Annotated in this window: 19 protein-coding genes and 1 pseudogene; 12 read left to right on the top strand and 8 right to left on the bottom strand. The window is 60.7% G+C overall.

Annotation, left to right across the window (positions count from 1 at the left end):
- Nucleotides 1–23: 23 nt before the first annotated feature.
- Nucleotides 24–5,150 (top strand): M35 family metallopeptidase, encoded by a 5,127-nt coding sequence (locus LIX93_RS08665; protein ID WP_226503584.1) that lies wholly within the window; start codon nucleotides 24–26, stop codon nucleotides 5,148–5,150.
- Between the two features lie 148 nt (nucleotides 5,151–5,298).
- The gene (locus tag LIX93_RS08660) at nucleotides 5,299–5,682 is read left to right on the top strand and encodes a fe2+ zn2+ uptake regulation protein (protein ID WP_226503583.1); all 384 of its coding nucleotides are present in this window, start codon (nucleotides 5,299–5,301) and stop codon (nucleotides 5,680–5,682) included.
- Between the two features lie 9 nt (nucleotides 5,683–5,691).
- Here LIX93_RS08660 and LIX93_RS08655 read toward each other — a convergent pair whose 3' ends face one another.
- Entirely contained in the window at nucleotides 5,692–5,883 is a 192-nt protein-coding gene (locus tag LIX93_RS08655) for a hypothetical protein (protein WP_226503582.1), read from the bottom strand.
- A gap of 173 nt (nucleotides 5,884–6,056) precedes the next feature.
- Here LIX93_RS08655 and LIX93_RS08650 point away from each other — a divergent pair, with 173 nt between their 5' ends.
- Complete coding sequence (locus LIX93_RS08650; RefSeq protein WP_226503713.1) at nucleotides 6,057–6,224, top strand: hypothetical protein; 168 nt, start codon at nucleotides 6,057–6,059, stop codon at nucleotides 6,222–6,224.
- Nucleotides 6,225–6,542: 318 nt separating this feature from the next.
- The gene (locus LIX93_RS08645; RefSeq protein ID WP_226503581.1) at nucleotides 6,543–6,923 is read left to right on the top strand and encodes a Mor transcription activator family protein; all 381 of its coding nucleotides are present in this window, start codon (nucleotides 6,543–6,545) and stop codon (nucleotides 6,921–6,923) included.
- Nucleotides 6,924–6,974: 51 nt separating this feature from the next.
- Here LIX93_RS08645 and LIX93_RS08640 read toward each other — a convergent pair whose 3' ends face one another.
- The gene (locus tag LIX93_RS08640) at nucleotides 6,975–10,595 is read right to left on the bottom strand and encodes a translocation/assembly module TamB domain-containing protein (protein ID WP_226503701.1); all 3,621 of its coding nucleotides are present in this window, start codon (nucleotides 10,593–10,595) and stop codon (nucleotides 6,975–6,977) included.
- A gap of 76 nt (nucleotides 10,596–10,671) precedes the next feature.
- Nucleotides 10,672–12,402: an autotransporter assembly complex family protein gene (locus tag LIX93_RS08635; RefSeq protein WP_226503580.1), complete on the bottom strand. Its 1,731-nt coding sequence runs from the start codon at nucleotides 12,400–12,402 to the stop codon at nucleotides 10,672–10,674.
- A gap of 143 nt (nucleotides 12,403–12,545) precedes the next feature.
- On the opposite strand from LIX93_RS08635, the gene xthA reads away from it, so the two are divergent.
- Nucleotides 12,546–13,358, top strand: a complete 813-nt coding sequence (gene xthA, locus LIX93_RS08630; protein WP_226503579.1) for an exodeoxyribonuclease III — start codon at nucleotides 12,546–12,548, stop codon at nucleotides 13,356–13,358.
- Between the two features lie 5 nt (nucleotides 13,359–13,363).
- On the opposite strand, the gene LIX93_RS08625 is transcribed toward xthA, so the two are convergent.
- The gene (locus LIX93_RS08625) at nucleotides 13,364–14,581 is read right to left on the bottom strand and encodes an acyl-CoA dehydrogenase family protein (RefSeq protein ID WP_226503578.1); all 1,218 of its coding nucleotides are present in this window, start codon (nucleotides 14,579–14,581) and stop codon (nucleotides 13,364–13,366) included.
- A gap of 162 nt (nucleotides 14,582–14,743) precedes the next feature.
- On the opposite strand from LIX93_RS08625, the gene LIX93_RS08620 reads away from it, so the two are divergent.
- Nucleotides 14,744–15,664 carry a LysR family transcriptional regulator gene (locus LIX93_RS08620; RefSeq protein ID WP_226503577.1) on the top strand — a complete coding sequence of 307 codons (921 nt, stop codon included), beginning with the start codon at nucleotides 14,744–14,746 and terminating at the stop codon, nucleotides 15,662–15,664.
- A 625-nt stretch (nucleotides 15,665–16,289) separates the two neighbouring features.
- Here LIX93_RS08620 and LIX93_RS08615 read toward each other — a convergent pair.
- A complete protein-coding gene (locus LIX93_RS08615) occupies nucleotides 16,290–16,976 on the bottom strand; it encodes a S24 family peptidase (RefSeq protein WP_226503576.1) in 687 nt (228 codons plus the stop codon).
- A 142-nt stretch (nucleotides 16,977–17,118) separates the two neighbouring features.
- On the opposite strand from LIX93_RS08615, the gene LIX93_RS08610 reads away from it, so the two are divergent.
- From LIX93_RS08610 to LIX93_RS08600, 3 genes are all read left to right on the top strand, one after another.
- Nucleotides 17,119–17,448 (top strand): DUF3077 domain-containing protein, encoded by a 330-nt coding sequence (locus tag LIX93_RS08610; protein WP_226503575.1) that lies wholly within the window; start codon nucleotides 17,119–17,121, stop codon nucleotides 17,446–17,448.
- 520 nt (nucleotides 17,449–17,968) lie between these two features.
- Nucleotides 17,969–18,502, top strand: a complete 534-nt coding sequence (locus LIX93_RS08605) for a DUF4880 domain-containing protein (protein ID WP_226503574.1) — start codon at nucleotides 17,969–17,971, stop codon at nucleotides 18,500–18,502.
- Nucleotides 18,503–18,570: 68 nt separating this feature from the next.
- Nucleotides 18,571–19,719 carry a M14-type cytosolic carboxypeptidase gene (locus LIX93_RS08600; RefSeq protein ID WP_226503573.1) on the top strand — a complete coding sequence of 383 codons (1,149 nt, stop codon included), beginning with the start codon at nucleotides 18,571–18,573 and terminating at the stop codon, nucleotides 19,717–19,719.
- A 3-nt stretch (nucleotides 19,720–19,722) separates the two neighbouring features.
- Here the strand turns inward: LIX93_RS08600 and LIX93_RS08595 are convergent, their stop codons facing one another.
- Both LIX93_RS08595 and LIX93_RS08590 read right to left on the bottom strand, forming a co-directional pair.
- Nucleotides 19,723–19,980 (bottom strand): hypothetical protein, encoded by a 258-nt coding sequence (locus tag LIX93_RS08595; RefSeq protein WP_226503572.1) that lies wholly within the window; start codon nucleotides 19,978–19,980, stop codon nucleotides 19,723–19,725.
- Nucleotides 19,977–20,270 (bottom strand): annotated as a pseudogene (locus LIX93_RS08590) (catalase); the annotation flags it as partial. The gene LIX93_RS08595 and the pseudogene LIX93_RS08590, both read right to left, overlap by 4 nt.
- Nucleotides 20,271–20,361: 91 nt before the next feature.
- On the opposite strand from LIX93_RS08590, the gene zapE reads away from it, so the two are divergent.
- Nucleotides 20,362–21,465, top strand: a complete 1,104-nt coding sequence (zapE, locus tag LIX93_RS08585; protein ID WP_226503571.1) for a cell division protein ZapE — start codon at nucleotides 20,362–20,364, stop codon at nucleotides 21,463–21,465.
- A gap of 23 nt (nucleotides 21,466–21,488) precedes the next feature.
- On the top strand, nucleotides 21,489–22,772 hold the full coding sequence (locus LIX93_RS08580) for a leucine-rich repeat-containing protein kinase family protein (RefSeq protein ID WP_226503570.1): 1,284 nt from the start codon (nucleotides 21,489–21,491) through the stop codon (nucleotides 22,770–22,772).
- Between the two features lie 124 nt (nucleotides 22,773–22,896).
- On the opposite strand, the gene LIX93_RS08575 is transcribed toward LIX93_RS08580, so the two are convergent.
- Nucleotides 22,897–23,601 (bottom strand): YebC/PmpR family DNA-binding transcriptional regulator, encoded by a 705-nt coding sequence (locus tag LIX93_RS08575; RefSeq protein WP_226503569.1) that lies wholly within the window; start codon nucleotides 23,599–23,601, stop codon nucleotides 22,897–22,899.
- Nucleotides 23,602–23,851: 250 nt separating this feature from the next.
- On the opposite strand from LIX93_RS08575, the gene LIX93_RS08570 reads away from it, so the two are divergent.
- Nucleotides 23,852–24,082, top strand: coding sequence for a hypothetical protein (locus LIX93_RS08570; RefSeq protein WP_226503568.1), 231 nt, complete (start codon nucleotides 23,852–23,854; stop codon nucleotides 24,080–24,082).
- Nucleotides 24,083–24,217: the final 135 nt, after the last annotated feature.

Genomic DNA, 24,217 nt, shown 5'->3' with positions numbered 1-24,217 from the left:
CCCCGTCGCCAGGAGCCGCGAACATGACCACCACCCTGCCCTGCTTCCACGCCCACTCGCTGCGCAACGCCTTCGCACGCCAATTGGCCCATGCACGCCAAACCAACGAACTGTCCATCAACGAAGCCCAGATCCTCGCGGCGCTCTGCCAGACGCCCTGGCAAACGTCGCCGCCGCTACGCATCGATCGCCTGAGCGCTCCCGGCTGGACCTGCCATGAATTCGCCGATGCCTTGATGATCAGCCATACCGACATAGCGATCACAACGGTCTACCTGTGCTTGCCACTCTGCGCGGTCGAGCGGTTCGCCGACCGTCATCTGCTCGATCTGGCGTTGATCGAACGCTATGGCGAAGGTGACGACCAACAGGTCAGCGCCGAGCTGCTGTCCAGCTCACCTTTCGACTACTGGATGGAAAATTTCCTCAGCCGCCAGCAGGCCTTGCTCCAAGGCTGGGACGCTACCTTATTGCGACTGCCCGGTCTGCGCGGGGTCCTTCAGGACAGTCTGCACAGCGACCTGACCAGGCTCGCTGCGACGCTGGACGCCGAACCTGACAGTTGGGTCTATCAGGTCACTGCGCTGCAAGACGCCACCGATGTGCGGCAGACGCGCCGACTCGTAGACGTCGCACTCGACGATTTCTGCGCTGTGCCGTCGCCCCATGACACCAGCACCCGGTTGGTCGACCCGCAGGGCGAGCTGTTGTCGACGGAGCGTCAGAACGCGTTCGACGATGCCTTCAGCTTTTCGATCAACCGTCTCAACACTTCCTTTGCAGATGCCCTCGGCAATTTCTGGGCGACTGAGGACAGCCAGGGCCGATCTCGCCTGCAACAGGCCGCCCGGGCGCTGGCGCACCACTACTACGTGGCCCTACTGCAGGGCGCGCACGAGCAAACGATTGATACTGTCAGCCTGATTTGGTTGCGCAGCTTGTTGCGTGCCAACCCGGTGAACAGCGCGACACCTCTGCGCACCCACCGGATCGCCTTGCATTCCGGAGCGCTGGCGAGCATAGAGCTCGCCGGCACCTTTGCCCTGACCGACAGTAATCCGGCCAGCACAGCGTTGTTCGTGTTCAGTGCCCGTGTCGGCCTGCTGCACTTTGCCGATGCACAGGCATTGAGCACCTGGCTCACCGACCCGGCGCAAAAGGTATTACTCGACGAAGCCATCGGCGGTCAGAACCTGGCGCCGTTGAGTGCCATGAAAAACATCGAAGTTCGGCTCGTCCACATTACTGAACCGGTGTTCGTCGAGCGCCTGCGCTCGATCGTCACCACCCAGCAAAGCAATCTGGCACTGGCCATAGCGCAGCGCGGCACCGCCCCTGATGAAGCGGCGGCCAGCCTGGATGACGCCTTGGATATCCGCGGCCTGTTGGCGCCCGCCTTGCTGCAACTGCGCCAATCATCCCGGTGGGCCAGTAAGGTCTCTACGACCTCGACGCCGCCCGCCACGACGCCAGCATCCGCTGCCTACCTGCGCGTGTTCGCACTGCAGACCCGGTTCAGTGAAATTCGCGCCTCCCAGCCTGACCTCAAGCGCTGTCTGAACCACCAGATCGATTTGCAACTGGCCATGCTCGGTCCCCCCTGGCTGCGGGCCGAATCCATCTGGGTATCTGATTCGTCAGCGCCCGCAGGCGACGACCGTGCGCGCGAAACACTGCTGACCCTGCTACTGGGTCGATTGGCCCGGGGCCCCGCCACCGTATTGCCTGACGACTGTGTGATCACCGATGACGACGAATGCGTCATCGAACGGTTGGACGCGCACCTGCTCAATCGTCTGCTCGATAATGTGGCCAAAGGCGCAAAGAATGCCTGGGTCGGGCAATTTCATCGTTTCAACAATTACCCGCAACGGGTGGGTGCCACGCAGATCGATGCCCATGGCGAAAGCCTGCAGATTCGCCAGGCCCTGTTGCGCGAAGAATTGACCATGGGCGACGAGGCCGATCAAGCCAACGCATGGGTCAGGACCTGGCTCAGGCAGGTGGTGGACCGTCCGACGCGCGCCATGCGCTTTGCGCTCGGGGACCAACGAATCGAGGTTAACCGCGTCAACCTGCGCTTGCCCGGTAATGCTTTCGCGATTCCTCTGAGCAATGTCATTGTCCTCAGCCTCGGCCTGGAGCCAGAAGGCCGGGTAGTGCTGTGCTCACACCTCATGGGCGCGGTGGCGTTCGATTCGCTGGCCGACTGCAAGGCCGAGTTGTTAAGCCTGTTGCGGGCCCCGCAAACACAGGCCGGCTGGCTGACGCTGATCGCCGAGCGATTCCACCCGGCATTGTCGGACAACCTGCAGAGCGAGCCGCAACAGCCCCTGCAGATCGAGACATTCGTCGAAGAGGCTGACTATGCCCGATACCTGCAACGCAGCGACGAGACCCGGCAGATATTCACCGCCGAGGGTGCCTTCAATCGAGCATGCAAGACTCGCTACCCCGGTGCGTTGTGGCTTGCGTATGTTGATCGATGTGCCGCCCCGCTAGGGCTCGACTACCAGCTCGATGAAATAGCCAGCACCCTGTACAGCGATCACCTGAAACAGTTGATCCCCTCCTGGATTCGTACTGCCAGCAGCTCCGACGTCAAACTTTACCTGGACAACCTGCAGCGTCTCACATTCAGCCAAACACGCGAGTCACACTACCTGTTCGGCATCCAGTCAGCCATCGGTTACGCCACCGAACACCTGCAAGCAGCCTTGACCCTGAGCTTTCCCTCGGCAAAGCTGGAGGTCGGTCAGATTCGCGTGCAAGTAGCGGAAAAATTCAAGTCCGGATTCTACTTCAGCGCCGCGGCCGAAGGCCTGATCAGCGGCGCCGGGGGCGTCAGTTTTCCTGCGCTCGATCTGTCGCTGGCCGAATACGCGCTGCACCGCGCCATGGCAGCGCCAGGCATCCCGATCAAGATCAGCCTGCGCGGCCAGACGCCGGTCCCCGCAGGGCTGACACCCGACTATGTCACCGAACTGGCGCAGCGCCTGGACATAGGCAGGCACTACTTGAGCCAACTGGAAAACAGATTCCTGCCGGGCGATGCCGACTACGCCCAGCGGCGTACGCTCTTCCATCGACACATCCCGCTGACACTGCTGGATGCTGCGATCGAGGCAAAACTCAAAGGCGAACTCAGTATCCAGGCCTACACGCTCATCGAAGCCCTGCTGGACATGCCCGACCCGCTGGCTCGCCAGGCGCCACCAGGCGATAACTACGTCATTCGCCCCCTGTGTCTGCTGGCTGCCGACCACGTGGCTCCGGACCGGGTCGCCGGGGTCTATCTGCTCGGTACCGCCGCGCAGACGTCCGGCCCGCTGGTATTGCTCGCCACCTTCCACACCGGCTTCGTGTTTCGCGAGTATCGTGACGAGCCAGAGCTCATGGAAAAAATGCGTGGCAGTGGTGATTTACAGGATCTGGTGCTGCAGCGAGTCGACGGTGCCGTGCGCTCGCGATACAGCCACGGCGGCCTAACGGTGCCACGGTTCGAGACCAGCACCGGCCCGGATTTCGAACACCCCATGCCACGTCCCGCCCAAACGCGCCTCACCTATCAGCCCGTCGCCGGCAATGTCGTCGATTACCTGTTCAAGGATTCGCTAGCGTATTTGCTGCGCCTGGCCAGAAGCCAGATCGTTACCAGCGAGCAACGGGATCATGCGGTCACCGCCGGCCTGTTGAAACAACTGGCCGCAACCGGGTTGTCATTTGCCAATGGCCGGGTCGCCCTGGTGTTATGCGCTTGGCAAAGTGCGCAGTGGATCAGGGGCTCGGCCACAGCGTTGGCCCAGCATGAATGGGGGCAAGCCATGTCGCAGTTCAGCGCCGCCATAGTGAGCCTGATCGCGCAGCGCACGTCCCGCCGGGAGCGACTAGGTACCGATGCCTTGCTGGCGAACACAGTCTCCGACGTCAATATCGAGTTTTCATGGCGTTTCAATGATATTCCGCCCGAATTGAAGGTCCGCCTGCAGGAATTCGTAGCAACCGATATTACCCTTGGATCACTGCAGACCGACTCCACCGCCGGCATTTATCTCGACACGGTGACCGCAAAACGCTACGCCGCCGTCGCCGGTCAGGTGTATCAGGTGCGCAAACTCGAGGGCCGCTGGACGATCGTCGATGATCACCGCGAGGGGCCACCGCTGCGCCGCACTGACCAAGGCCATTGGGAGATGGAAATACGCCAAGGCCTGGCGGGGGGTGGCTGTGCGTGGAGCAACCAGAACGACCAGCGAACACTGCAGCGCGAAATCGATGCGGTGTTCATCACCCAGGCCTCAGGCATGCTGGACATGCATCGGTATTATCCCGGCAATGCCAAAAAACTTGTCCGCGCCCATACCAGGGCGCAGCGTTATCTCGAACGCTGCATGGACGCCCTGAATGTCGCGCCAGGGCAGTCAAGCATACCGAGCACCAGCCAGGAGGTACTCAAGCAATTCTTTTCGCTGGCCACGGTGCCGGCAAAGTTGATCAATGACGTCAGGCGCGCGACCGGCCAGATCTTGGCCGAACTGATGGATGCCAGCATGGATACACAGACTTCGCCCCGCTATGTATTCGGCCTCAACAAGCCAGGGGTGTCGTTTATCGTCGCCTCCACCGACCCGAAGGATGTGCGCCGCCGAATCTTCCTCACCGATACGTTTTTCGATATACCGCCGGTCTTGCGCGGTGCCGTGCGGCGTAGCCAGCGCAGCTTCGACATCCCTTCGCACTTTCGCGCGACCTCGTTGATTCACGAACTTTCACACATTGTCAGTGGCACCGAAGACATCGCCTACCTGGAAGCCTCGGCGCCCTATCTGGACATGATCGACGCAACGGGCCCCAACGGTCAGGCGCTGCTGCAGACCATCGCCAAGGCGCAGAATCAGGCACTCAACGCCCAAACGCCGACAGCCGAGCTCTTTACCGTGCTGGACAACGGCGTCAGACGTGACATCACCGATGCCGATGGCCCGGCTTTCAGTCTCGTGCTCAAAACCAGCAAGCAGAAAAACCTGCAGGACGCTCGACAGGCTTTCATGCACAACGATGCGGTGCGTCAACGTATCATCCTCGCCAATGCAGATTCAGTTGCGCTGCTGATAACACTGCTGTCCCGAAGCCAGCCCGGGCGCCCGTAGCGGCCTGATAGCCGAATAGAACGCATGCCGCGAGCGCAATCAAACCAGCCGATCCACATCTTTTTTTGCACAAGGGTGTGGATTTCGCCGTTTCGTTCGTCTTGTCTAGAGAGACTGTTTTCCGGACTGACTGAAAAGGAGCATTCGCATGCACAACCTCGGCTCTCCCGCCATCGACCGCTCACAGCGCAGAACGCTGCAGCGCCGCTCACGCAGCAGCGAGGAAGGCCCGTCGGTCGAGCGGGTGGATTACGATGGCATCAAGGCGCTGCTCAAGCACTTTGGCCTGCGCACCAGCCTGATTCGCTTGAAGGTGCTCGATGCCCTGCTCGATGCCCACCGCAACCATCTCAAGATCGGCGTACGTGGCGTGCACAGTTACCTGGATGCCCATGGCGTGAGTTCATCATTCCTGAGCGTGCGCGAGGTGCTCAAGCGCCTGGGCAGTGATGGTGTGATCCTCCTCGATATCGACAAGCACTACTGCCTGAGTGCCGACGCCGAGGCCTTGCTGCAAATGAAAGCGCCGTGAACGGCCGTCTCAGGAACGAATGACTTTGCGGCGCATGACCCCATTGATGATCACGACCACCACGGCAACACCCATGGCGAGGTACTGAAAGGCCTTTTCAGTGATCACGCCATGGGCTTGCAGATAGGACAACCCGAGCATGATGGCCAGCGTGGCCACGGCGATCAGCAGGGAGTATTTGATGCGTTGGGACTGAGTCATTGCCGGTTCCTGATTGCGTTTGTATCGAGTCTGTATCAACCCTCTCACCAACTGCATACCCAGTGCGCGGGATGCCAAGGCGATTATGCGGTCACATGTTACAGCGCCGGAAGCCGATTTGGCACAGGCGCCTTTACGAACATGAGGACTTGCAGATGCTTCGTCGAATCACAATGTTGATTCCTATTCTACTGACCCTCACGTTGAGTGGGTGCTGGATATTCATGCCACCAGGCGGTGGTGGTGGCGGTCACGGCGGTGGTGGCGGTGGCGGCTATGGCGGCGGCGGTGGTGGCGGCGGCCACGGACCTGGCGGCGGCCCAGGTTTCCAGGGACGATAAAAACCAAGACGGCGGGCTCCTGATGAGCCCGCCGTTTTTTTTGCCAGATCGGCGACGGGAATGTCACAAGACTTTGCTAGATGCCGCCATTCCGTTAGGCTGCGCAGCCCATTCGGCGCGGGTTGCAGGCATTCAGTGGTGTCGAGCCGACTGCTGCAGATTCGCCCTACAGCGCCAAGGAAAATCCCCTACAGATCAATCAGAAACATCCCCGCTATACGACGACCTTGTTACCTAGAGCCAGCTGCAGTGCTGGGAAAGAATGCGTCTTGCCCAAGACTCAACTTTCATTTTTCTGCTGCTGTACAAGGAAGTCCCATGAACATCGAAGACTTGAAACGTATCGACGTCACTCACCTGCCGAAGTCCCTGCAAGCCTTGGTGGATTGCCTCGGTGTCGAACAGGCCTACCGCCTTACCCGGCTGTTCGGCGGGCGCCCCAAGTACATCCCCAAGCACGCCGAACGCACCAAGCTGGCCAAATCGCTACCGCCCAAATCGTTGCGCGCGCTGATCAACCGCTTCGCCGGTGCCTCGCTGGAAATCCCCAAGGCCGATCATTTCGCCCGTCAACTTCGCAATCAGCAGATCCATGAAGACAGCATGCGCGGATGCTCGCGCACAGCGCTGGCCGACAAATACGGGCTGAGCCTGCGCCAGATCGGCAACATTCGTCGCATGGATACCGTGACCAGATAATGCCGCGCCTGGAGCGCTGCCCAGCAGCGCTTCAGGCACACGGGCGTGACGCTAGAAATCGCGTTTGTAGAAAATGTCCAACGAGCTGGCCACGCCGCTGGCCACCTCCAGATAGACCTTCTTGCTCAACAGGTAGCGCAACGCGATGGTGTTGGCCGGTTCGAAAACACCCACCCCATAGCGCAAGCTGAGCTTATCGGTGATCTTGCCGCTGGCCACGACGTTGGTGGTGGTGCCGCTGCCGGTAGTGTCGAGCTGGAAATCCTGGATACCCAGGTCCTTGGCCACCGACCCCGTCAATGACGAACTGCCCGCCAGCCCCAGGCCCAGCGCCGCTTGCGCCAGCAAGTTGTTATCTTCACCCGTGGTGCTCAGGGGCCGACCCAGTACCAGATAGGACAACGCCTGCTCCTGACTCATCGCCGGTTCCGCGAAGACTTCACTGGTGGGCTGCTCGGCACTGCCGGTCAAGCGAATGCCAGCAATCACATCATCGACCTGACGGATCGCCTCGATGTCCAGATAGGGCTGATCGAGAGGCCCGGCAAAGAACAACCGGGCCCGGCGGATGGTCAGGCGTTGGCCATAGGCAGCATAACGGCCATCCTTGAGGTTGAGCTCACCGCGGGTGTCGAGGTTGTCGCCGATGTGCACGCGCCCGACCAGGTTGGCGCTGAGGCCGAAACCATTGAAGGTGAGTTTGTCCTGACCGACATCGACATTGATATCCATGGCGATCGCCAGGGGCGCCTTGCCCTCCTCCGTCTGAGTGCCGACTATGATCGCATCGTCCGACACCTTGACCGTTGAGGGTGGCAACTCGCGTACCAGGATACTGCCCTTGGGAATGGCGACGTTGCCCGAAACCGCCAGGCGACCGCCACTCATATGCACGTTGAGCGCCGGCGTGACTTCGAGAGTCGCATAAGGCTCCACCGTTACTGGCAGGCCGGTGCCCTTGAGATCGACGTTCACCGCCAACCCTTGGGCCCAGTCGATGGTTCCACCCAGGCTGCCTTGCCCCTTGTCGCCGCTCTTCCAGTTACCGTTCAGCTGCACGCTTTCGCCGGCGATCCGCGCCTGCAACTGCAAGGCCTGCAGGCTGACCGGTAGCTGCCCGCCAGCCACTTCGCCATCGCGCAGATCGACCTCGCCATTGACCTGCGGCGCCAGCAGGCTACCGCCGAGCCGACCATTGCCCTGCAAGTGCCCATTGAGCCGCTCGACCATCGGCACGAAAGGCCGCGCCACCGAGAGATCAAGCCCTTGCAGGCTGAAGCTGCCCGACAGCGGCTTGTCCCTGGCCACCGGGTCGATCTGGGCATCAAGTTGCAGATCACCCAACTTGCCGCCCTGGAATTTGACCTGAGCATCCACTCGTCGCGGGCTCAGGTTGCTGTCCAGCCGCAAGGCTTGATATGGAAAATCAAGCCACTGGCCGTTGTCGCGAATCCGCAAGGTGCCGCCACTGGCGTCTACCGTGACCCGGCCCTTGGGGCCACTGGCAGGCAAATCGAGTTGCACATCGGCATTGAGCTGGCCATTCCAGCCAAGATCCTTGGGCAACCACTGTGCCAGGCTGTCGAGCGGGAACTGCTTGAGGTGATAACGCAAACGCGGCTCGGGGGCCAGGCGCTGGTCTTCGCCGCACAGGCTGGCTTTGCCGGACAGCCAGCAATGCGCACCGAAGTCGATCTGGCCGTTGGCCAAACGCTGCAGGGTCGCCGGGTTTTGCAGGCGCCAGTCCTGACCACCGGCCTGGATATCACCACTGGCCAAGCGCCCGCGCCAATTGCCACGATCCAGGCCGCCGTCCAGGCCCAGCGCCAGCACTAATTGCGGGCCTTTGAGGTCAAGCTGCAACTGCTGTTTTTGCAGGGTCCCCTGCCCTTTTGCGGTCAACGTACCGAGCGCCGTATCGCCGGCTTCAATACCACTGGCGGTGAACTCCAGATTGGCCCGTTGGGCGGCATCCAGGCGGGCTTGCAGATCGAGCGCCTGCAGATGGTTGTCGGCCTGACCGAGCTGCTGGCCCTGCAGCGATACTTGCCCTTGGGGGGCTGCCAGAGTACCTGCAACGTCGATGCGACCTTTGATTCGCCCTTGCACGTCCGGCCAGAGTTGCCCCAAGCGCGGGAGATCGAGGTCAATGCGCCCGGCCAGGCGCTGCTGGAGACTGGCGCTGCCGTTGATCTTGTTATCACCCAGGCGTACCTCGAGCGCGCCGAGGGTCCACTGCTCGCCGGCCCCTTCGACCTTGGCTTGCAATGCCGCCGGTTGGCCGCGCAAACGGCCCTTGAGGTCGATGTCAGCCTGAGCCTGCAAGTGGCCATCGTTGAATTGACCTTTGCTGCGCAGCGGACCGGCCAGGGTGCCGGGTAATTGCGCCACCCAATAGGCCGGATCGAGCGCGCTCAAGTCCAGTGCCGTGTCCCAGCCGATGCCTTGAGCGAACTGCAGATTGAGGTGGCCCTCGGCCTTGCCTTGACCGGCTTGCACGCTCAGCTGTGGCAAGAAGACCTGGCGCAGGTTGCCGCTGAACGGGCTGACCACAGTGAAATCCCCGGCAGGTCCCTTGAGGGCCGAAGAGAAGTTGCCCAGATAATTGCCATCTTGATAGGACACCTCGCCTGTGAAGCGCTGCAGGCTGACAGCAGGTTCGCTCACCTGTGGATACAGGCGATGCCACGGGAAATCCTGCCACTCGATCTTGGCATCGGCGGCCAGGCCCTGCTGCCAATCGAGGTGGCCACTGACCGCTAACCGTTGATCGGGGCTTGCCGTCAGACTCAAACCGGCAACATCAGCGCCCTTGGCGTCGACACGGCCGCGCAGTTGCAGCGCTACAGGCCCCTGCTCGGCCGGCAGGCTGGCACTGCCGTCAATCTGATAACCCGCCTGCAGGTCACCCTTGGCATCAAGTTGCAAGCCGTTGAGCACCAGGGTGTCCGGTAAAGCGTCGCCCGCTTTGAACACATGACTGGCGATCTGCAATCGAGCAGGCAATTGACTGGCCAGCGGCTGCAGCTGGCCACTGACGTCGGCATCCAGGTAGCCACTGCTGCGGCCCTTGATTTGCAAAGTCTGCAGCAGGTCGCCCTGGACGTTCAGCGCCAGTTGCCAAGGCTTGCCATCCACTGCAGGGAGTTGCACCGTGCCGTCCACCGTCAGGGGCCACTGGCTGCCCGGCTGCAGCTGCCCGTGCAGGTCGAGCGCGATGGCATCGCGTTGGGCCTTGAGGCTGTCGATCTGTAATCCCTGGGCGTCCCAGTGGGCTGCCAGTTGCAGATTCTGGACCTGATCGGCGCCGTCCAGTTGCACGCTGCCGATCTGGATATCGCCCAGTTCCAGACTGACCGGCAATTTCACATCGGGCAGTTGCACAGGCTCGTTACTGCTTTCGGCACCGGTGCTTGAGGCGAACTGCAGCATGACCTTCTCCACGTGCACGCGATCCAGGCACAGGGTCATGCGCAGCAGGCAAGTGGGGGACCAGGCAAAATCGACGTCGAGCAATTGCACCTGCTGGCCAGGCTGTTCCCATGCCAGCCGATCGGCGCGCCAGGCACCAGCCAGCCGACCGTTGAAGTTGTCCAGCGTCAGGCCCGGGACCCGCGCCAGCACCCAGCGGCTGCCTGACTCGGTCGCCAACAGGCTCAAGCCCGCCGTCATTACCAGAAGGATCAGGACTACCAGTGCGGCCAAGGCCAGCAAAGTCCGTTTTACCGCTCGGCTCACAGTACAAATCTCATAGTTCGGGACCCATGGAAAAGTGCAGGCGAATACCGCCGGGATCATCCAGCGCGTGGGCCAGATCGATACGGATCGGCCCCACCGGCGACACCCAACGCACGCCGATACCGACACCGGTCTTGAGGCTGGGCAGATCCAGATTGTTGAACGAGCTACCTTGGTCGATGAAGGTCGCAATGCGCCACTTCTCGGCAATCGAATATTGATACTCAAGGCTGCCGGCGATCATGTAGCGACCGCCGATCTTGTCGCCCTGTTCGTTCTCCGGGGACAGGCTCTGGTAGTCGTAACCGCGCACGCTCTGATCGCCACCGGCAAAGAAGCGCAGCGACGGCGGGATCGACTGGTAACCGTTGGTGGCACTGCCGCCTACTTGCAGACGACCGAGGAAACGGTGGTTCTGCCACAGCGTGGTCAGGCCCTTGAGGGTCATATCGCCATGTACGAGGTTGGTATCGGACAGCAGGCCTTCCTTGGCCACCTGAGCATCGAACTGCAAACGATAGCCATTGTGTGGATCGACACGGTTGTCGCTGCGCAAATAGCTGTAGCTGATGCCCGGCATCACCAGATTGCTCAGCCCCGAGTCACTGCCCAGGCGGTATTCCTCACGCTGCCATTTCAGGGAAATGACCCGCTGCCAGCCGCTGGGCAATTTGCTGTGCCATTCCGGCCCGACGGTGAGCAGCTTGCTGATGGTGTCGGTATTGGCCAGCTCTTCATACTGATAACCGCCGGCGAAGCGCAGTTTATCGGTCAGGGGCGGGTCGAGCGGCACGTCGTACCACAGACCGATATTCTGCTTGGGTGCGGAAATTTCCGACTCGAACCCGTAGCTGTGGCCTTCGGCATTGACCCAATGTCGCGTCCAGTTGGCCTTGCCGCGCGGCCCCACGTCTGTCGAGTAACCCAGCCCGAGGCCCATGGTCCGCGGCTTGCGCGTTTGCAGATCGACATCCACCGGAATCACTGCGTTACCGGCGGTGCTGCTGGGCGTGGCATCGACGCGCACGCCTTCGAAGTAACCGCTCGATTGCAGCGCCTGGCTGAGCTCGGCGATCAGTTCGGAATCGTAAGGGGTGTTTTCCTTGAACGGCACCATACGCTGCAGCAGATCATCGTCGAACGGCGTGTCGCCACTGAAATGCACCTTGCCCAGGGTAAAGCGCGGGCCGCTGTCGTAGACCAGCTCGATGTCGGCCACACCCGCTTTAGGGTCGATGGCCAGACGCTGTTGCACGAAGCGCCCCTGGAAGAAACCGTAGCGCGATGCCTGGTTCTGGATCAGCCGCTTGGCGTCGTCGTAGTGGCCGTGGTTGAGCACCGCGCCCTCACGCAGCAAGGGGCCGGAAGGCAACTTGAAAGCTGTCAACTGGCTCGCCGGGCCATCGACCCGAATCACCACATTGCGCAGGTGAATGGGTTCGCCGGGCTCGACGTTCAGAACCAACGTCGGATTTTTGCCCGCGTTGACCTCACTGTCGATATGCGCCTGGTAATAGCCCAACGCCTGTGCCGCCTTGCGTGCCTGCTCCTCGGCACCGCGGCGAAACCGCAGCAGGGCCTGCTCGTCACGGTCGCCAAGGGCGCCGATGTAGCCCTCGATATTAGCCTTGAGGGCGGCATTGGCGGGTTTGACCCGAACCTGCAACTCGCTTTGCGCCTGCGCGGCAGCACTGATGAACAGCAGCATGAGGCTGCTGGTGAAACGTCCTGGAAACTTCATGGAGCAGATGCTACCACGTCAAAAGCTTGTCACCGAGTGCGTACTGTTTCGAAACATTCGGTTACCAGCCAGGCACTTGTCACAGCGCTGGCCTGCGGCTTGAAGGTCCGTTAGCATCAGCCTTTTGCCAGGACTGCGGCTTCATGAAAATCGTCTCGTTCAACATCAACGGCCTGCGCGCACGTCCCCATCAACTGGCTGCGCTGATCGACAAGCATCAGCCCGATGTCATTGGCCTGCAGGAAACCAAGGTCTCGGACGAGCAGTTCCCTTTGGCCGAAGTTCAGGCATTGGGCTATCACGTGGAGTTTCACGGGCAAAAGGGTCATTACGGTGTTGCCCTGCTCTCGCGCAAGCCACCGTTGTCGCTGCACAAGGGTTTCGAGGGTGATGACGAGGATGCCCAGCGCCGCTTTATCTGGGGCACCTATAGCGATGCCGAGGGCCAGCCAGTGACCATCATGAACGGCTACTTCCCTCAAGGCGAAAGCCGCGACCATCCCACCAAGTTTCCGGCCAAGCAGCGCTTCTACGCCGACCTTCAAACACTCCTGACCAGCCGCTTCAAGCAGGATCAGCCAGTGGTAGTGATGGGCGACATCAACATTTCTCCCGAAGACTGCGACATCGGCATCGGCCCCGATAACGCCAAGCGCTGGCTGAAGACCGGCAAATGCAGCTTCCTACCCGAAGAGCGAGAGTGGCTGGCGACCCTCAAGGGCTGGGGCTTGACCGACAGTTTCCGCCACTTGCATCCGGAAGTCGTCGATCGTTTCAGTTGGTTCGATTATCGCAGCCGCGGTTTCGAGGACGAGCCCAAGCGCGGCTTGCGCATCGATGTGATCCTGACCTCCACGGCGCTGCTGTCGCGGATCAAGGAAGCCGGGGTCGACTACGATTTGCGCGGTATGGAAAAACCCTCGGATCATGCGCCGATCTGGCTCGAACTTGGCTGAAACCCTCAGCGTTCGCGGCCTGACCGCCAGGCACCGAGCTCGTACTTGCCAACGGCGGTGCGGTGTACCTCGTCGGGGCCATCGGCCAGCCGCAGCGTGCGCTGCATCGCGTACATATAGGCAAGTGGTGTATCGCCACTGACGCCCGCGCCGCCGTGTATCTGGATGGCGCGGTCGATCACCCGCAACGCAACGTTGGGCGCCACGACCTTGATCTGTGCGATCTCACTGCGCGCCACCTTGTTGCCCGCGGTGTCCATCATGTAGGCGGCCTTGAGCGTCAATAGCCGTGCCATGTCGATCTCCATTCGCGAGTCGGCAATGCGCTCCAGATTACCGCCCAACAGCCCTAGCGGCCGACCGAAAGCATGCCGCTCATTGGCGCGTTCGCACATCAGCTGCAACGCACGCTCCGCCATGCCTACCGAACGCATGCAATGGTGAATACGGCCCGGCCCCAATCGACCCTGGGCGATCTCGAAACCTCGACCGGGGCCCAACAGCACGTTTTCGAAAGGCACGCGAACGTCGTCGAACAGCACCTCGGCATGGCCATGCGGAGCGTCGTCGTAGCCGAATACCGTCAGGGGCCGCAGCACCTTGACCCCAGGGGTATCCATGGGCACCAGAATCATCGAATGCTGTTGGTGGCGAGGGCCATCCGGATCGCTCAAGCCCATGAAGATCAGGACTTTGCAGCGCGGATCGCAGGCCCCAGACGTCCACCATTTACGGCCGTCCAGCCGCCACTGATCGCCGACGCGCGTTGCCGTGGCTTGCATGTTGGTGGCATCGCTGGAGGCGACCTGCGGCTCGGTCATGGCGAAGGCGGAGCGTATCTCGCCCCGCAGCAACGGCTCCAGCCAGCGTTGGCGCTGTTCGGCACTGCCATAACGGACCAGCACTTCCATATTGCCGGTATCCGGCGCTGAACAATTGAAGGGCTCCGGCCCCAGCAACGAGCGGCCCATGATCTCGGCCAAGGGGGCGTACTCCAGGTTGCTCAGCCCCGCGCCGTACTCGGAATCGGGCAGGAACAGGTTCCAGAGCCCCTCAGCGCGGGCTTGGACCTTGAGCGCTTCGATCACCGCCGTCGGCTGCCAGCGATCTCCCTCATTGACCTGCTGGACGAAGGTGGTCTCAGCCGGGTAGACATGGGCCCGCATGAACGCCGAGACCTTTTCACACAGATCCAGAACCTTAGGGGAGTAGGCGAAATCCATGGCAGTGACCCGATCGGCTAAGGAGAGCATTCGAGGTTAAAACGCCGTTCCCGATCAATCCAACCTATTCTCGGCGTGTATTACCATTCATAAGCCATATATGATCGGATCCTACCGGCGCCGCCCCGCAGGCCCGGAACACAACAATAAGAGAGTGAGCACATGAACCTCAGCAAGGTCGACCTCAATCTGTTCATCGTCTTCGATGCCATTTACACCGAAGCCAACCTGACCCGCGCCGGTCAGATCGTCGGCATTACCCAGCCGGCCGTGTCCAACGCTCTGGCGCGACTGCGCGATACCTTCAAGGATCCGCTGTTCGTGCGCACCGCCCAAGGCATGGTGCCGACGCCCATGGCGCAAAACATCATCAATCCGGTGCGCAACGCCTTGGCGCTGTTGCGTGTATCGGTGCAGGAGAGCCGCATCTTCAACCCGGCCCAGGCCAGCAAGACCTTCCGCATCAGCATGACCGACCTGACCGAAGCGGTGATCCTGCCGCCCTTGTTCCAGCGCCTGCGACGCCTGGCGCCGGCCGTGGTCATCGAGAGTTTCTTGTGCAAGCGCCGCGAGACAACCAAGGAGCTCGCCGCCGGGCATCTGGATTTTGCCGTTGACGCCCCCCTTAACAGCGACCCGCAGGTGCGCCACGTCAAGCTGCTGGCCGATCGTTACGTTTGCGCCATGCGCACTGGTCATCCCTTCGCGCGGCGGGAGCTGAGCCTGGACGACTATCTGACCCAGCCCCACATTCATATTTCCAGCCGCCGCAACGGCCTGGGCCACGTCGATCTGGCGCTTGGCCGTATAGGGCTGCAACGCAAGATCGCGTTGCGCTCGCAGCACTACATGATGGCCTCGCAAGTGCTGCAGCAGAGCGACATGCTCATGACCGTGCCCGAACGCTTCGCCCGCCGGCACGAACTGCACTACGTCAGCCTGCCCGTGGATCAGGTGCCCCTGGTCGAAACTCATTTGTACTGGCATGAGAGTACCGACCAGGACCCGGCCAACCGCTGGATGCGCGAACAGATCGTCGACCTCTGCCAGCAGATCACCCTCCGCGAAAGCCAACCGCGCTGAACAGAGCCGCTGGAGCGGCGCTCAGGTAACAGCTTTTCCGACGAGAGTGTTACCGGCGATGAACTGGCGGTCAGAAAAACGAGTAACATGGAAACAGGTTGCGACACTTTGCCACGGCATGTGCGACACGATTTTTTCAAGGTGCTGATTTTAAAGGCTTTTATAAAGTTGGCACGCACCCTGCTATAGCTTACGTACAAGAACAAGAAAAATTGCGACACCCAATAAAAACAATACGAAACGACTCTGACATAACAAGAACAACACGGCAGAGACGCAGCTAACAGATTTTTTTGGAGAAGGTGTGCTTTTCAGGGGTTCGCCCCGCAGTCGGACAGAGAACAACAAAACTACCCTGAGGTAGCGTCCGAATCGACTGGATCGCAAGATGAAAGCAGGTCAGCGCTCAAAAAAATACGTTTGCTCTTGACCCCGAATGGGGGTCACCAAAACGGCTGTACGGGTCACGACTGACAAAAACAACAATAGGTCGCCCCGCAATAATAAAAAAAGAGCACGCGATACACGATTAGAGGGGAGCTTCGGCTCCCCTCAGTGCATTCTGCGATCTGACGAACCCCGAGCCGCAATCAGCCCTCGCCCCATCGCCCCCTCTTCAGTCATCTCAAACCATCTGAAGCATGGCCTGCACCACGACGCCTACCACCAGGCAGTCTGCAGATAACTCGTACACCGGATATGTCGAATTCAAAGGTTTCAGGAAACGCTCGCTGCCCTCGGCGGCCAGCTGGCGCAGGATTGCCTGATCGATACCCGGTCGTCGCGCAATGATCAGGTCCCCGACCTGCGCCTCCAGGCCGGGATCGACCAATACCTCGGTGCCATCGGGCACACTGACGCCGACAGGCGAATTCATGGCATCGCCTTCGACCTTCAGCCAGTACGCCGGCCCGACCGCCTCGTAGCCGGAGACCCCGGCATCGCCACGGTAATACGCCGCCCGTGACGGCTGATCGGTTCCGGCTACCGCCCACGTGAGACGCGGGTAGCAGAAGTACAAGACGCTCCGGTGCAGCGCATCGCGATCATGATCAGTGGCGCGCGACAGGTCGTCGGCGTGAGCCTCGTAATCAGCACGCTGCTCTGCGGTGCGCAGGATCTGCACGACCTCCAGATTGTCCATGCCCAATTCACGCAATACACGGTTCATCTTGCTGACATGGGGCGTACTGCGCCCACGCATCCAATGCCCCACCGCACCCTGACTGACGCCGACACGTTCTGCCAGCTCCGTCTGGGTGACGTTCTGCTCGCGCATTATTTCTTTGACCAGCTCTTTCCATTTATTCATGGTTGAGCACCTTACCTGCCCTGACGCCAAGCTCCATACACAGTATGTAATAACAGAAACCTTGAAATAACTACGCGCAGTATTAGTCTGGAGCCTGAATCTGCAGCGGTCAAACCGCAGCGACCTATAATGGGGAAGCACTATGCGACATCGAAAAGACACCACCGTCGAATTCGTCCCGAGCGAGTCGCTCAAAGACTGCCCACTGTCACGCAAAGCGCTGGACTTCTATCTCGCACCCGCACCGTCAACACCCAGCGCCGAACCCTTCGTCGCGCGCAACGATCTGAGCATGCTCGATGCACTCAACCATGCCTCGGAACTACTACGCTGCGCTGCAGCCACTGCCTATGAATCTGCGGACGCACTCAAGGGGCCGCAGCGAGATCTCGGCCTGAGCGTCGTGCACATGATCAACATGGCCAGAAGCATGGTGGATCGTTCGCTGGACGTGCATCCGCAGCAGCAGTAAGGCGCTCGGGCCGACTTGGACGGGGGAAGCGTGGGAAGGGCTACGAGGAAAAGGCCGCCAGAGCAGGCAGCCAGAAAAAAACTGAAGCAAATTCGAGGAGAAATCATTTGACTTGCAAATGATAACGATTATTATTGCTCCAACTGGTCGCGAGATCAGTTGGGTAACCTGAAAGACCTTAGGTCGGACTTTCAGATTATCTCCTCATCAGGCTAATCACGGTTTTTGACCCGGCTTTTTGCCGGGTCTTTTTTTTGGTTCTTCAGGCTAATGAAGAAGGTACTGCGTTATGCAGGAATTCGGTACGTCTTAATGAAGTGATCATAGCAAAACACTATCAATGCTGAAAAGTCCCGAAACTATCTAAAATGCAGAAATGACCCGTTCCCGTGCAATCAAGAGCGATCAGCACTTGAGAATCAATCGCAACAAGACTAAGCTCGATGCATTGTCACGGAAGATGCCACGCAGCCCAGGCCTCTATTGTCGTTCGCTTGCCCCTTACGCGGAGCACAGATTCATGACCAGCCTGCTCACCCCACTACAGCAATTGTTTCACCGCGCACCAGATAACGGCCACAAGCAGCTTTCAGGCGCCGAACAATACCTCTGCTCGCGAATCAGGCAACTGTCGCGGCGCACTCAGCAGGTTTTTCTGCTCAGCCGCGTCGACGCGCTGCCCTACCCTACCATTGCCCAGCGGCTGGATATTTCTCTGGAAGAGTTGCACAAGGACATGGTCCGTGCGCTCCAGCAGACCCGCACGCCCGCCGAGCTAGCCCCAGCCGAGGTCCACGCCTGCGAGTGGTACGTCAAGCTGCAGAATCCACAGACCACCGCCAGTGAACGCATCGATTTTCGCCGCTGGCTGGATGCCGCGCCCGAACATCTAGCCGCGTTCCACGAGACCGAACTGCATTGGCGACGGCTATTGGCACCGGCTCGGCACCTGGCACTGCGCGGACGCTACCGGCAAAGACATCATCCTCTGGAGATCGGCGCTTGGCTGGCCGGCCTGCTGAGCATGGCCCTGTTGATGGTGCTGGCGTTCTGATCCCTGCGCCACACAACGGCTTGGGTGTAGAGTATCGACGCATAAGTACTCTACAAGGATTCAACACCATGACCCTGGCCCTCCCCTCGCTCGATATCCGCGCCGACTTCGACAGCGGCAATATTCAAGTCATAGACGCGAGCGACCGCCAGCATGTCCGCCTGGCCATTCGTCCTGATACGAAAAGCCAGCATTTTCAGTGGTTCCACTTCAAGGTCAGCGGCCTGATACCCGGCGAGGTCCATCGTTTCGTGCTCGAAAACGCCGGCGCCTCGACCTTTTCGCGTGCCTGGCAGGGTTACCAGGCTGTGGCCTCCTATGATCAGCAGGACTGGTTCCGCGTGCCCTCGCACTTCGACGGCAAGGCGTTGCACTTTGAACTCTCTTCCACCCAGCCTGATGCATGGTTCGCCTATTTCGAGCCCTATAGCCGCACTCGCCATGAGCGGCTGGTCAGCGATGCGCTGAACAAGGCCGGCATGCAGCTGCTGGCGGTCGGGCGCAGTGTGGAGGGTCGCGACATTCCCTTGTTGCGCCTAGGTAACGGCCAACCCGGCCGGCGCAAGCTCTGGTTTATCGCTCAGCAGCACCCAGGCGAGCATATGGCCGAGTGGTTCATGGAAGGCATCGTCGAGCGCTTGCAGCACTCGGACCCGGCGCTGGCCCCTCTGCTGGCCGAGGTCGATCTGTATCTGGTGCCCAACGTCAACCCCGATGGCGCCTTCCATGGCCACCTGCGCACCAACGCAGCCGGGCGCGATCTCAACCGTGCCTGGCAGGACGCCGATGCCGAGACGGCCCCCGAAGTCCTGTTTATCATGCAGCAGATGGAAAAATACGGCGTCGACCTGTTCATCGATGTCCACGGTGACGAAGAAATCCCGCATGTCTTCACCGCCGCCTGCGAAGGCAACCCAGGATACACACCCCGTATCGCGCAGCTGGAGCAGCAGTTTCGCGACTGGCTGTGCGAGCAGACCCAGGACTTCCAGCAAGTCCACGGCTATGGTCGTTCACAGCCCGGCCAGGCCAATCTGAATCTGGCCTGCAACAGCGTCGGGGAAACATTCGATTGCCTGTCGTTCACCCTGGAGATGCCCTTCAAGGATCACGATGATGCCCCCAACCCGCGTACGGGTTGGAATGGCGCGCGTTCGGCGCAACTGGGCAAGGATGTGCTGGCGACCTGCATTCGTATCCTGCCCCAGCTGCGTTAAGGGTCAGTTCTTGCCGGCGCCGCGGGCCATGCTCTGCAGCACGCCATCACGACGGATCAGGCCGTGGTACAAGGCGGCAGCAACATGCACGAAGGCGATGCCCAGCGGCTTGTGCAGATGAATCAGCCACTCATGGCGCTCAGATACCGACGCCACCATGCCAGCACCGATAAACAGCATCGCCAACAGCCCGAGTGCCATCATGCAGTGCAACCAGCTCGCCAGAGGCACGAAATGAGCGAGCTTGGATGACGTGTTCATTTACCCGCCTCCTTGAGTTGATCCACTTCTGCGGTGCGGCGCAGATAGGAGCTTGCGTAAGCGGCAGAGCGGGCCGCCAGCAACGGGTCGCTGGACGCCTCGATACCGTTGGGCAACACAGTGGGGGCGTAGTTGATGTCCCGGCATTCGCCGTCGTTCTGCGCTTCGAGCGTGTCGATCACCAAGGTGTCGGCGGTCACCACGGGACGGTCAGCGGGCCAGGCCTTACTGGCATCGTCCACCGGATCGTCGGGGTTGGCCAAGGTCACGCAATTGCGCCAGGCGATCGGCGCTACCATTCAAGCCACGCAATGACTGCACCGAAATAGAACCGCGGTTTTCCGTATAATCGCTGCATTTCGATTTCCTGAGGACGCTCCCTTGGCGGCGACACCCCCGAAAAAACCCTGGTTCAAATGGTCGCGACCAGCCACTGCTGGCGCAGCACGGAGCTTGCCCGCTGCCGGCCAGCAACTGATCGAGCATTTTCACGGCAAGGCCCGCGAGCTGGGCTACACGTTGAGCCATGGCCAGCAGCAGGTCATCGCCAGCATGGCCGAACGGGTCGAGCCGTTGCTGGACGGGGCCAATACGCCACGTTCGCTGTACTTGTACGGCTCGGTGGGGCGCGGAAAGAGCTGGCTGCTCGATGGTTTTTTCCAGGGCGTGCCCCTGAGTCGTAAACGCCGGGTGCATTTCCACGATTTTTTCGCCCGCCTGCACCAAGGCATGTTCGCCCATCGTGGCAGCGCAGACGCGTTGCAAACCACGCTGGATGAACTGCTCGCCGATTGCCGGCTGCTGTGCTTCGACGAATTCCATGTGCACGACATCGGCGACGCGATGCTGATCACGCGCCTGTTCAAGGCCTTGTTCGAACGGGGCGTATGCCTGCTGGTGACTTCCAACTACGCGCCCGCCGGGCTGCTGCCCAATCCGCTGTATCACGAGCGTTTTCTGCCCGTGATTCGGCTGATTCACGAGCGCATGGAGGTGTTGGAAGTCGGCGGCGATCAGGACTACCGCAGCGTGCCCGAATCCGGCGCCAATCAGCAGTTCGCCCAAGGCCGCTACGTCTACCCCGGTGACCGGCAACAGCGCGAGGCCTTGCAACTGCCGGTCAACCCGGCGCCGTTCGCGCTGGCAGTTGGCACCCGACAATTGCGCGCCCGAATGAACGTCGATCGCCGTATCGGTTTCGACTTCAGCGATCTGTGCGAACAGCCCACCGCGGTGATGGATTATCTGGAGCTGTGTCGACGCTTCGATCATTGGACCATCGACAATCTGCCCCTGCTCGACCAGTGTCCAATCGCCGTGCAGCAACGCTTCATCAATCTGGTCGACGTGCTTTACGATCAGGACAAATACCTTACCCTCATCAGCCAGTGGCCGCTGGATCAGGCATTGGATGCCAAGGCCATCGACCTGATGCGCACGCGCAGTCGCCTTGGGCAATTGCGCACTATCGACAGCCCGACCTGACTTCTATTCCAGGAAAATTACCGTTGACCGACACCCTCGCACGCCTTGAAGCCGGCCAATTGACCGGCCTGACCCGACTGGACCTGTCCTGCGGGTTACGCGAATTCCCCCAGGCCATTTTCGATCTGGCGGATACCCTCGAGGTGCTCAACCTCAGCGGCAACGCCCTCAGCAGCCTCCCAGAGGACCTCCATCGCCTGCACAGACTGCAGGTGCTGTTCTGCTCGGACAACCAGTTCGCCGAACTGCCCCCCTGCCTGGGTCGCTGCACTTCGTTACGCATGGTCGGTTTCAAGGCCAACCGTATCGTCAGCGTAACGGCACAAGCCCTGCCGCCGCACTTGCGCTGGCTGATCCTGACAGACAACTGCATCGAGCAGTTGCCCGATGAACTGGGCGGCTGCACCAAAATGCAAAAGCTCATGCTGGCCGGCAATCGCCTGACTGCGCTGCCAGATCTGTCGCGCCTCGAACGCCTGGAATTGCTGCGCATCTCAGCCAATCAGCTGCCACAACTGCCGGAGTGGTTGATGACCCTGCCCAGCCTGGCATGGCTGGCGTACGCCGGTAATCCATTGCCCGAAGGCTTTGCCACACCTCATGAAGAACCGCCCACTCAAACAATCGGGTGGGCTCAACTGCAACTACTGGAAGTGCTGGGCCAAGGGGCTTCGGGCATCATCCATCGGGCACGGCGCAGCGATGGCCATGAGGTGGCGGTCAAGCTCTACAAAGGCGAGGTGACCAGCGACGGTTCGCCGCTGGACGAAATGCGCGCCTGCCTGCACGCCGGCCTGCATGCCAATCTGATCCCCCTCGAAGGACGCGTGCATGACCATCCGCATGGCACCCAGGCGTTAGTGATGACCCTGATCGACGGCGCCTACCTGAACATGGCCGGCCCGCCCAGCCTTGCCTCGTGCAGCCGCGATGTGTATCCGCAGGGCTTCGCGCTCAGCATCGAGGCGGTGCGCAAGATGACCGCGTCGATCGCCTCGGTAGGTGCGCATTTGCACGGGCTGGGGATCGCTCATGGCGACTTGTACGCCCACAACCTGCTGTATCAGGCTGACGGCCGATGCCTGCTGGGGGACTTTGGGGCGGCGGTGTTCTATCCGCGTGACGGGCAGCCATTGGCTCAGGCGCTGGAACGCATTGAAGTCCGGGCCTTCGGGATTCTACTGGGGGAATGGTTGGCGCATTGCGAGACGGCGGACGCGCACTTGCAGGTGCTGCAGGCGCAATGCATCCAGCCGCAGGTCAGTGCCCGCCCCAGCTTTGCCGAGGTGGTGGCGCAGCTAGGTTGACGCTTGGCCAGCAGCCCTGGCTCTCGCGAGAGCGAGCGTTGCTACCACAGCGCAGCATACAACTGTGGGAGCAACGCCTGGTCGCGAGGAGGCCGGCAGCGCCAGCACAGAGTACCGCCCGTACTTAGCCCGCCAGGCCGACATAGACGTTCTGCACGTCATCGTGACCATCGATGGCGTCCAGGAACGCTTCGACTTCAGCCAGCTGCGTTTCATCGGTGAGAGCTACCGGATTCTTGGCGATATAACCGATTTTCGCCGAAATCACGGTAAAGCCCTGCTCCGGCAACGCCTTCTGCACCGCATCGACGTCCGTGGTCTCAGTCAGGAACAAACTCGCGCCCTCTTCGCCCGGTTCAACGTCTTGGGCGCCGGCCTCGATAGCTGCCTCTTCCGGGTCTGCCTCAGGGCTGTCAGGCGTGGCTTCAATCATGCCGACATGGTTGAAATCCCACGACACCGAACCTTCCGCGCCAAGCTGGCCCTTGCGAAACAGCACGCGAATCTCGGCCACGGTGCGCTTGACGTTATCGGTCAGGCACTCGACGATCAGCGGCACCTGGTGCGGTGCGAAGCCTTCGTATTTGACCAAGGTGTACTGCACCGCATCACCGCCGATACCGGCGCCCTTCTTGATTGCGCGCTCCAGGGTCTCCTTGGTCATCGAGGCCTTTTTGGCTTGCTCGATGACCAGGCGCAGGCGCGAGTTGGTGTCCGGATCGGCCCCCGAACGCGCCGCGATCGAAATTTCCTTGGCCAGCTTGCCGAAAATCCGCCCTTTGGCGTTGGCTGCGGCTTCTCTATGTTTTGCTTTCCACTGTGCGCCCATGACTGACTCTCTAGATTCCGATGCGCCGATACCGGTATCGATCGGCGCGTGGCGAGAGTTTACCCGCCGGCTCGGGTTCTTTACAGCCTTTGCAGGGACATTCCCGGGCCCGAAAGGCTGGCCCGTGGTATAACAGAACGCTGACACGCGGCAGGCGCCTGATTATTTTTTCCGCCGCGCTAAACTCCCCTATAAAACAGTGGTCTATCGTGCAGATCAATACACGCTAGACACAGAGGTTGTGAATCAAATGGCTGCAGTGCTCGTTGGACAATTTCATGCACGGGATGCGGAGGGCCGTATCTATTCGGTGCATGAGTTCAAGGAATCCGAAGTGGATGCCACCAGCAGCACTGATGGGGTCACCTATAAATTGGCCATTGGTGATCGGCTGAAGCATTTGGGTAACGACGAATTCGAGCTGGTCCAAAGCGGCGTGAAAATCACGCGCGAGCACGAGTATGTTCCTCCCGTCATCTGACGATCCCCGCTGCGCTCGCGCAGCAATCCAGTAGCGACTGTCTGGCATTCTCGCGTGGTGCGCCTTAGTACCGCGCTCGCTCGATGGCACCCTGCTACTTGCGCCTGCGTTTGCGTTAGGATGCGTCTCGGGCAC

Source organism: Pseudomonas sp. MWU16-30317 (assembly GCF_020515695.1).
GTDB lineage: Bacteria > Pseudomonadota > Gammaproteobacteria > Pseudomonadales > Pseudomonadaceae > Aquipseudomonas.
Note: the sequence above shows the minus strand (reverse complement) of the source record. Positions and strands in the feature narration are given on the sequence as shown.

Excerpts from the sequence above, each read along its gene's own strand:
- LIX93_RS08640 (WP_226503701.1), bottom strand. The coding sequence starts at position 10,595 with ATGACGGCGGGCTTGAGCCTGTTGGCGACCGAGTCAGGCAGCCGCTGG.
- LIX93_RS08660 (WP_226503583.1), top strand. The coding sequence starts at position 5,299 with ATGCACAACCTCGGCTCTCCCGCCATCGACCGCTCACAGCGCAGAACG.
- LIX93_RS08605 (WP_226503574.1), top strand. The coding sequence starts at position 17,969 with ATGACCAGCCTGCTCACCCCACTACAGCAATTGTTTCACCGCGCACCA.
- LIX93_RS08575 (WP_226503569.1), bottom strand. The coding sequence starts at position 23,601 with ATGGGCGCACAGTGGAAAGCAAAACATAGAGAAGCCGCAGCCAACGCC.
- LIX93_RS08635 (WP_226503580.1), bottom strand. The coding sequence starts at position 12,402 with ATGAAGTTTCCAGGACGTTTCACCAGCAGCCTCATGCTGCTGTTCATC.
- xthA (WP_226503579.1), top strand. The coding sequence starts at position 12,546 with ATGAAAATCGTCTCGTTCAACATCAACGGCCTGCGCGCACGTCCCCAT.
- LIX93_RS08570 (WP_226503568.1), top strand. The coding sequence starts at position 23,852 with ATGGCTGCAGTGCTCGTTGGACAATTTCATGCACGGGATGCGGAGGGC.
- LIX93_RS08600 (WP_226503573.1), top strand. The coding sequence starts at position 18,571 with ATGACCCTGGCCCTCCCCTCGCTCGATATCCGCGCCGACTTCGACAGC.
- LIX93_RS08620 (WP_226503577.1), top strand. The coding sequence starts at position 14,744 with ATGAACCTCAGCAAGGTCGACCTCAATCTGTTCATCGTCTTCGATGCC.
- LIX93_RS08655 (WP_226503582.1), bottom strand. The coding sequence starts at position 5,883 with ATGACTCAGTCCCAACGCATCAAATACTCCCTGCTGATCGCCGTGGCC.
- LIX93_RS08610 (WP_226503575.1), top strand. The coding sequence starts at position 17,119 with ATGCGACATCGAAAAGACACCACCGTCGAATTCGTCCCGAGCGAGTCG.
- LIX93_RS08615 (WP_226503576.1), bottom strand. The coding sequence starts at position 16,976 with ATGAATAAATGGAAAGAGCTGGTCAAAGAAATAATGCGCGAGCAGAAC.
- LIX93_RS08650 (WP_226503713.1), top strand. The coding sequence starts at position 6,057 with ATGTTGATTCCTATTCTACTGACCCTCACGTTGAGTGGGTGCTGGATA.
- LIX93_RS08645 (WP_226503581.1), top strand. The coding sequence starts at position 6,543 with ATGAACATCGAAGACTTGAAACGTATCGACGTCACTCACCTGCCGAAG.
- LIX93_RS08665 (WP_226503584.1), top strand. The coding sequence starts at position 24 with ATGACCACCACCCTGCCCTGCTTCCACGCCCACTCGCTGCGCAACGCC.
- LIX93_RS08625 (WP_226503578.1), bottom strand. The coding sequence starts at position 14,581 with ATGGATTTCGCCTACTCCCCTAAGGTTCTGGATCTGTGTGAAAAGGTC.
- LIX93_RS08595 (WP_226503572.1), bottom strand. The coding sequence starts at position 19,980 with ATGAACACGTCATCCAAGCTCGCTCATTTCGTGCCTCTGGCGAGCTGG.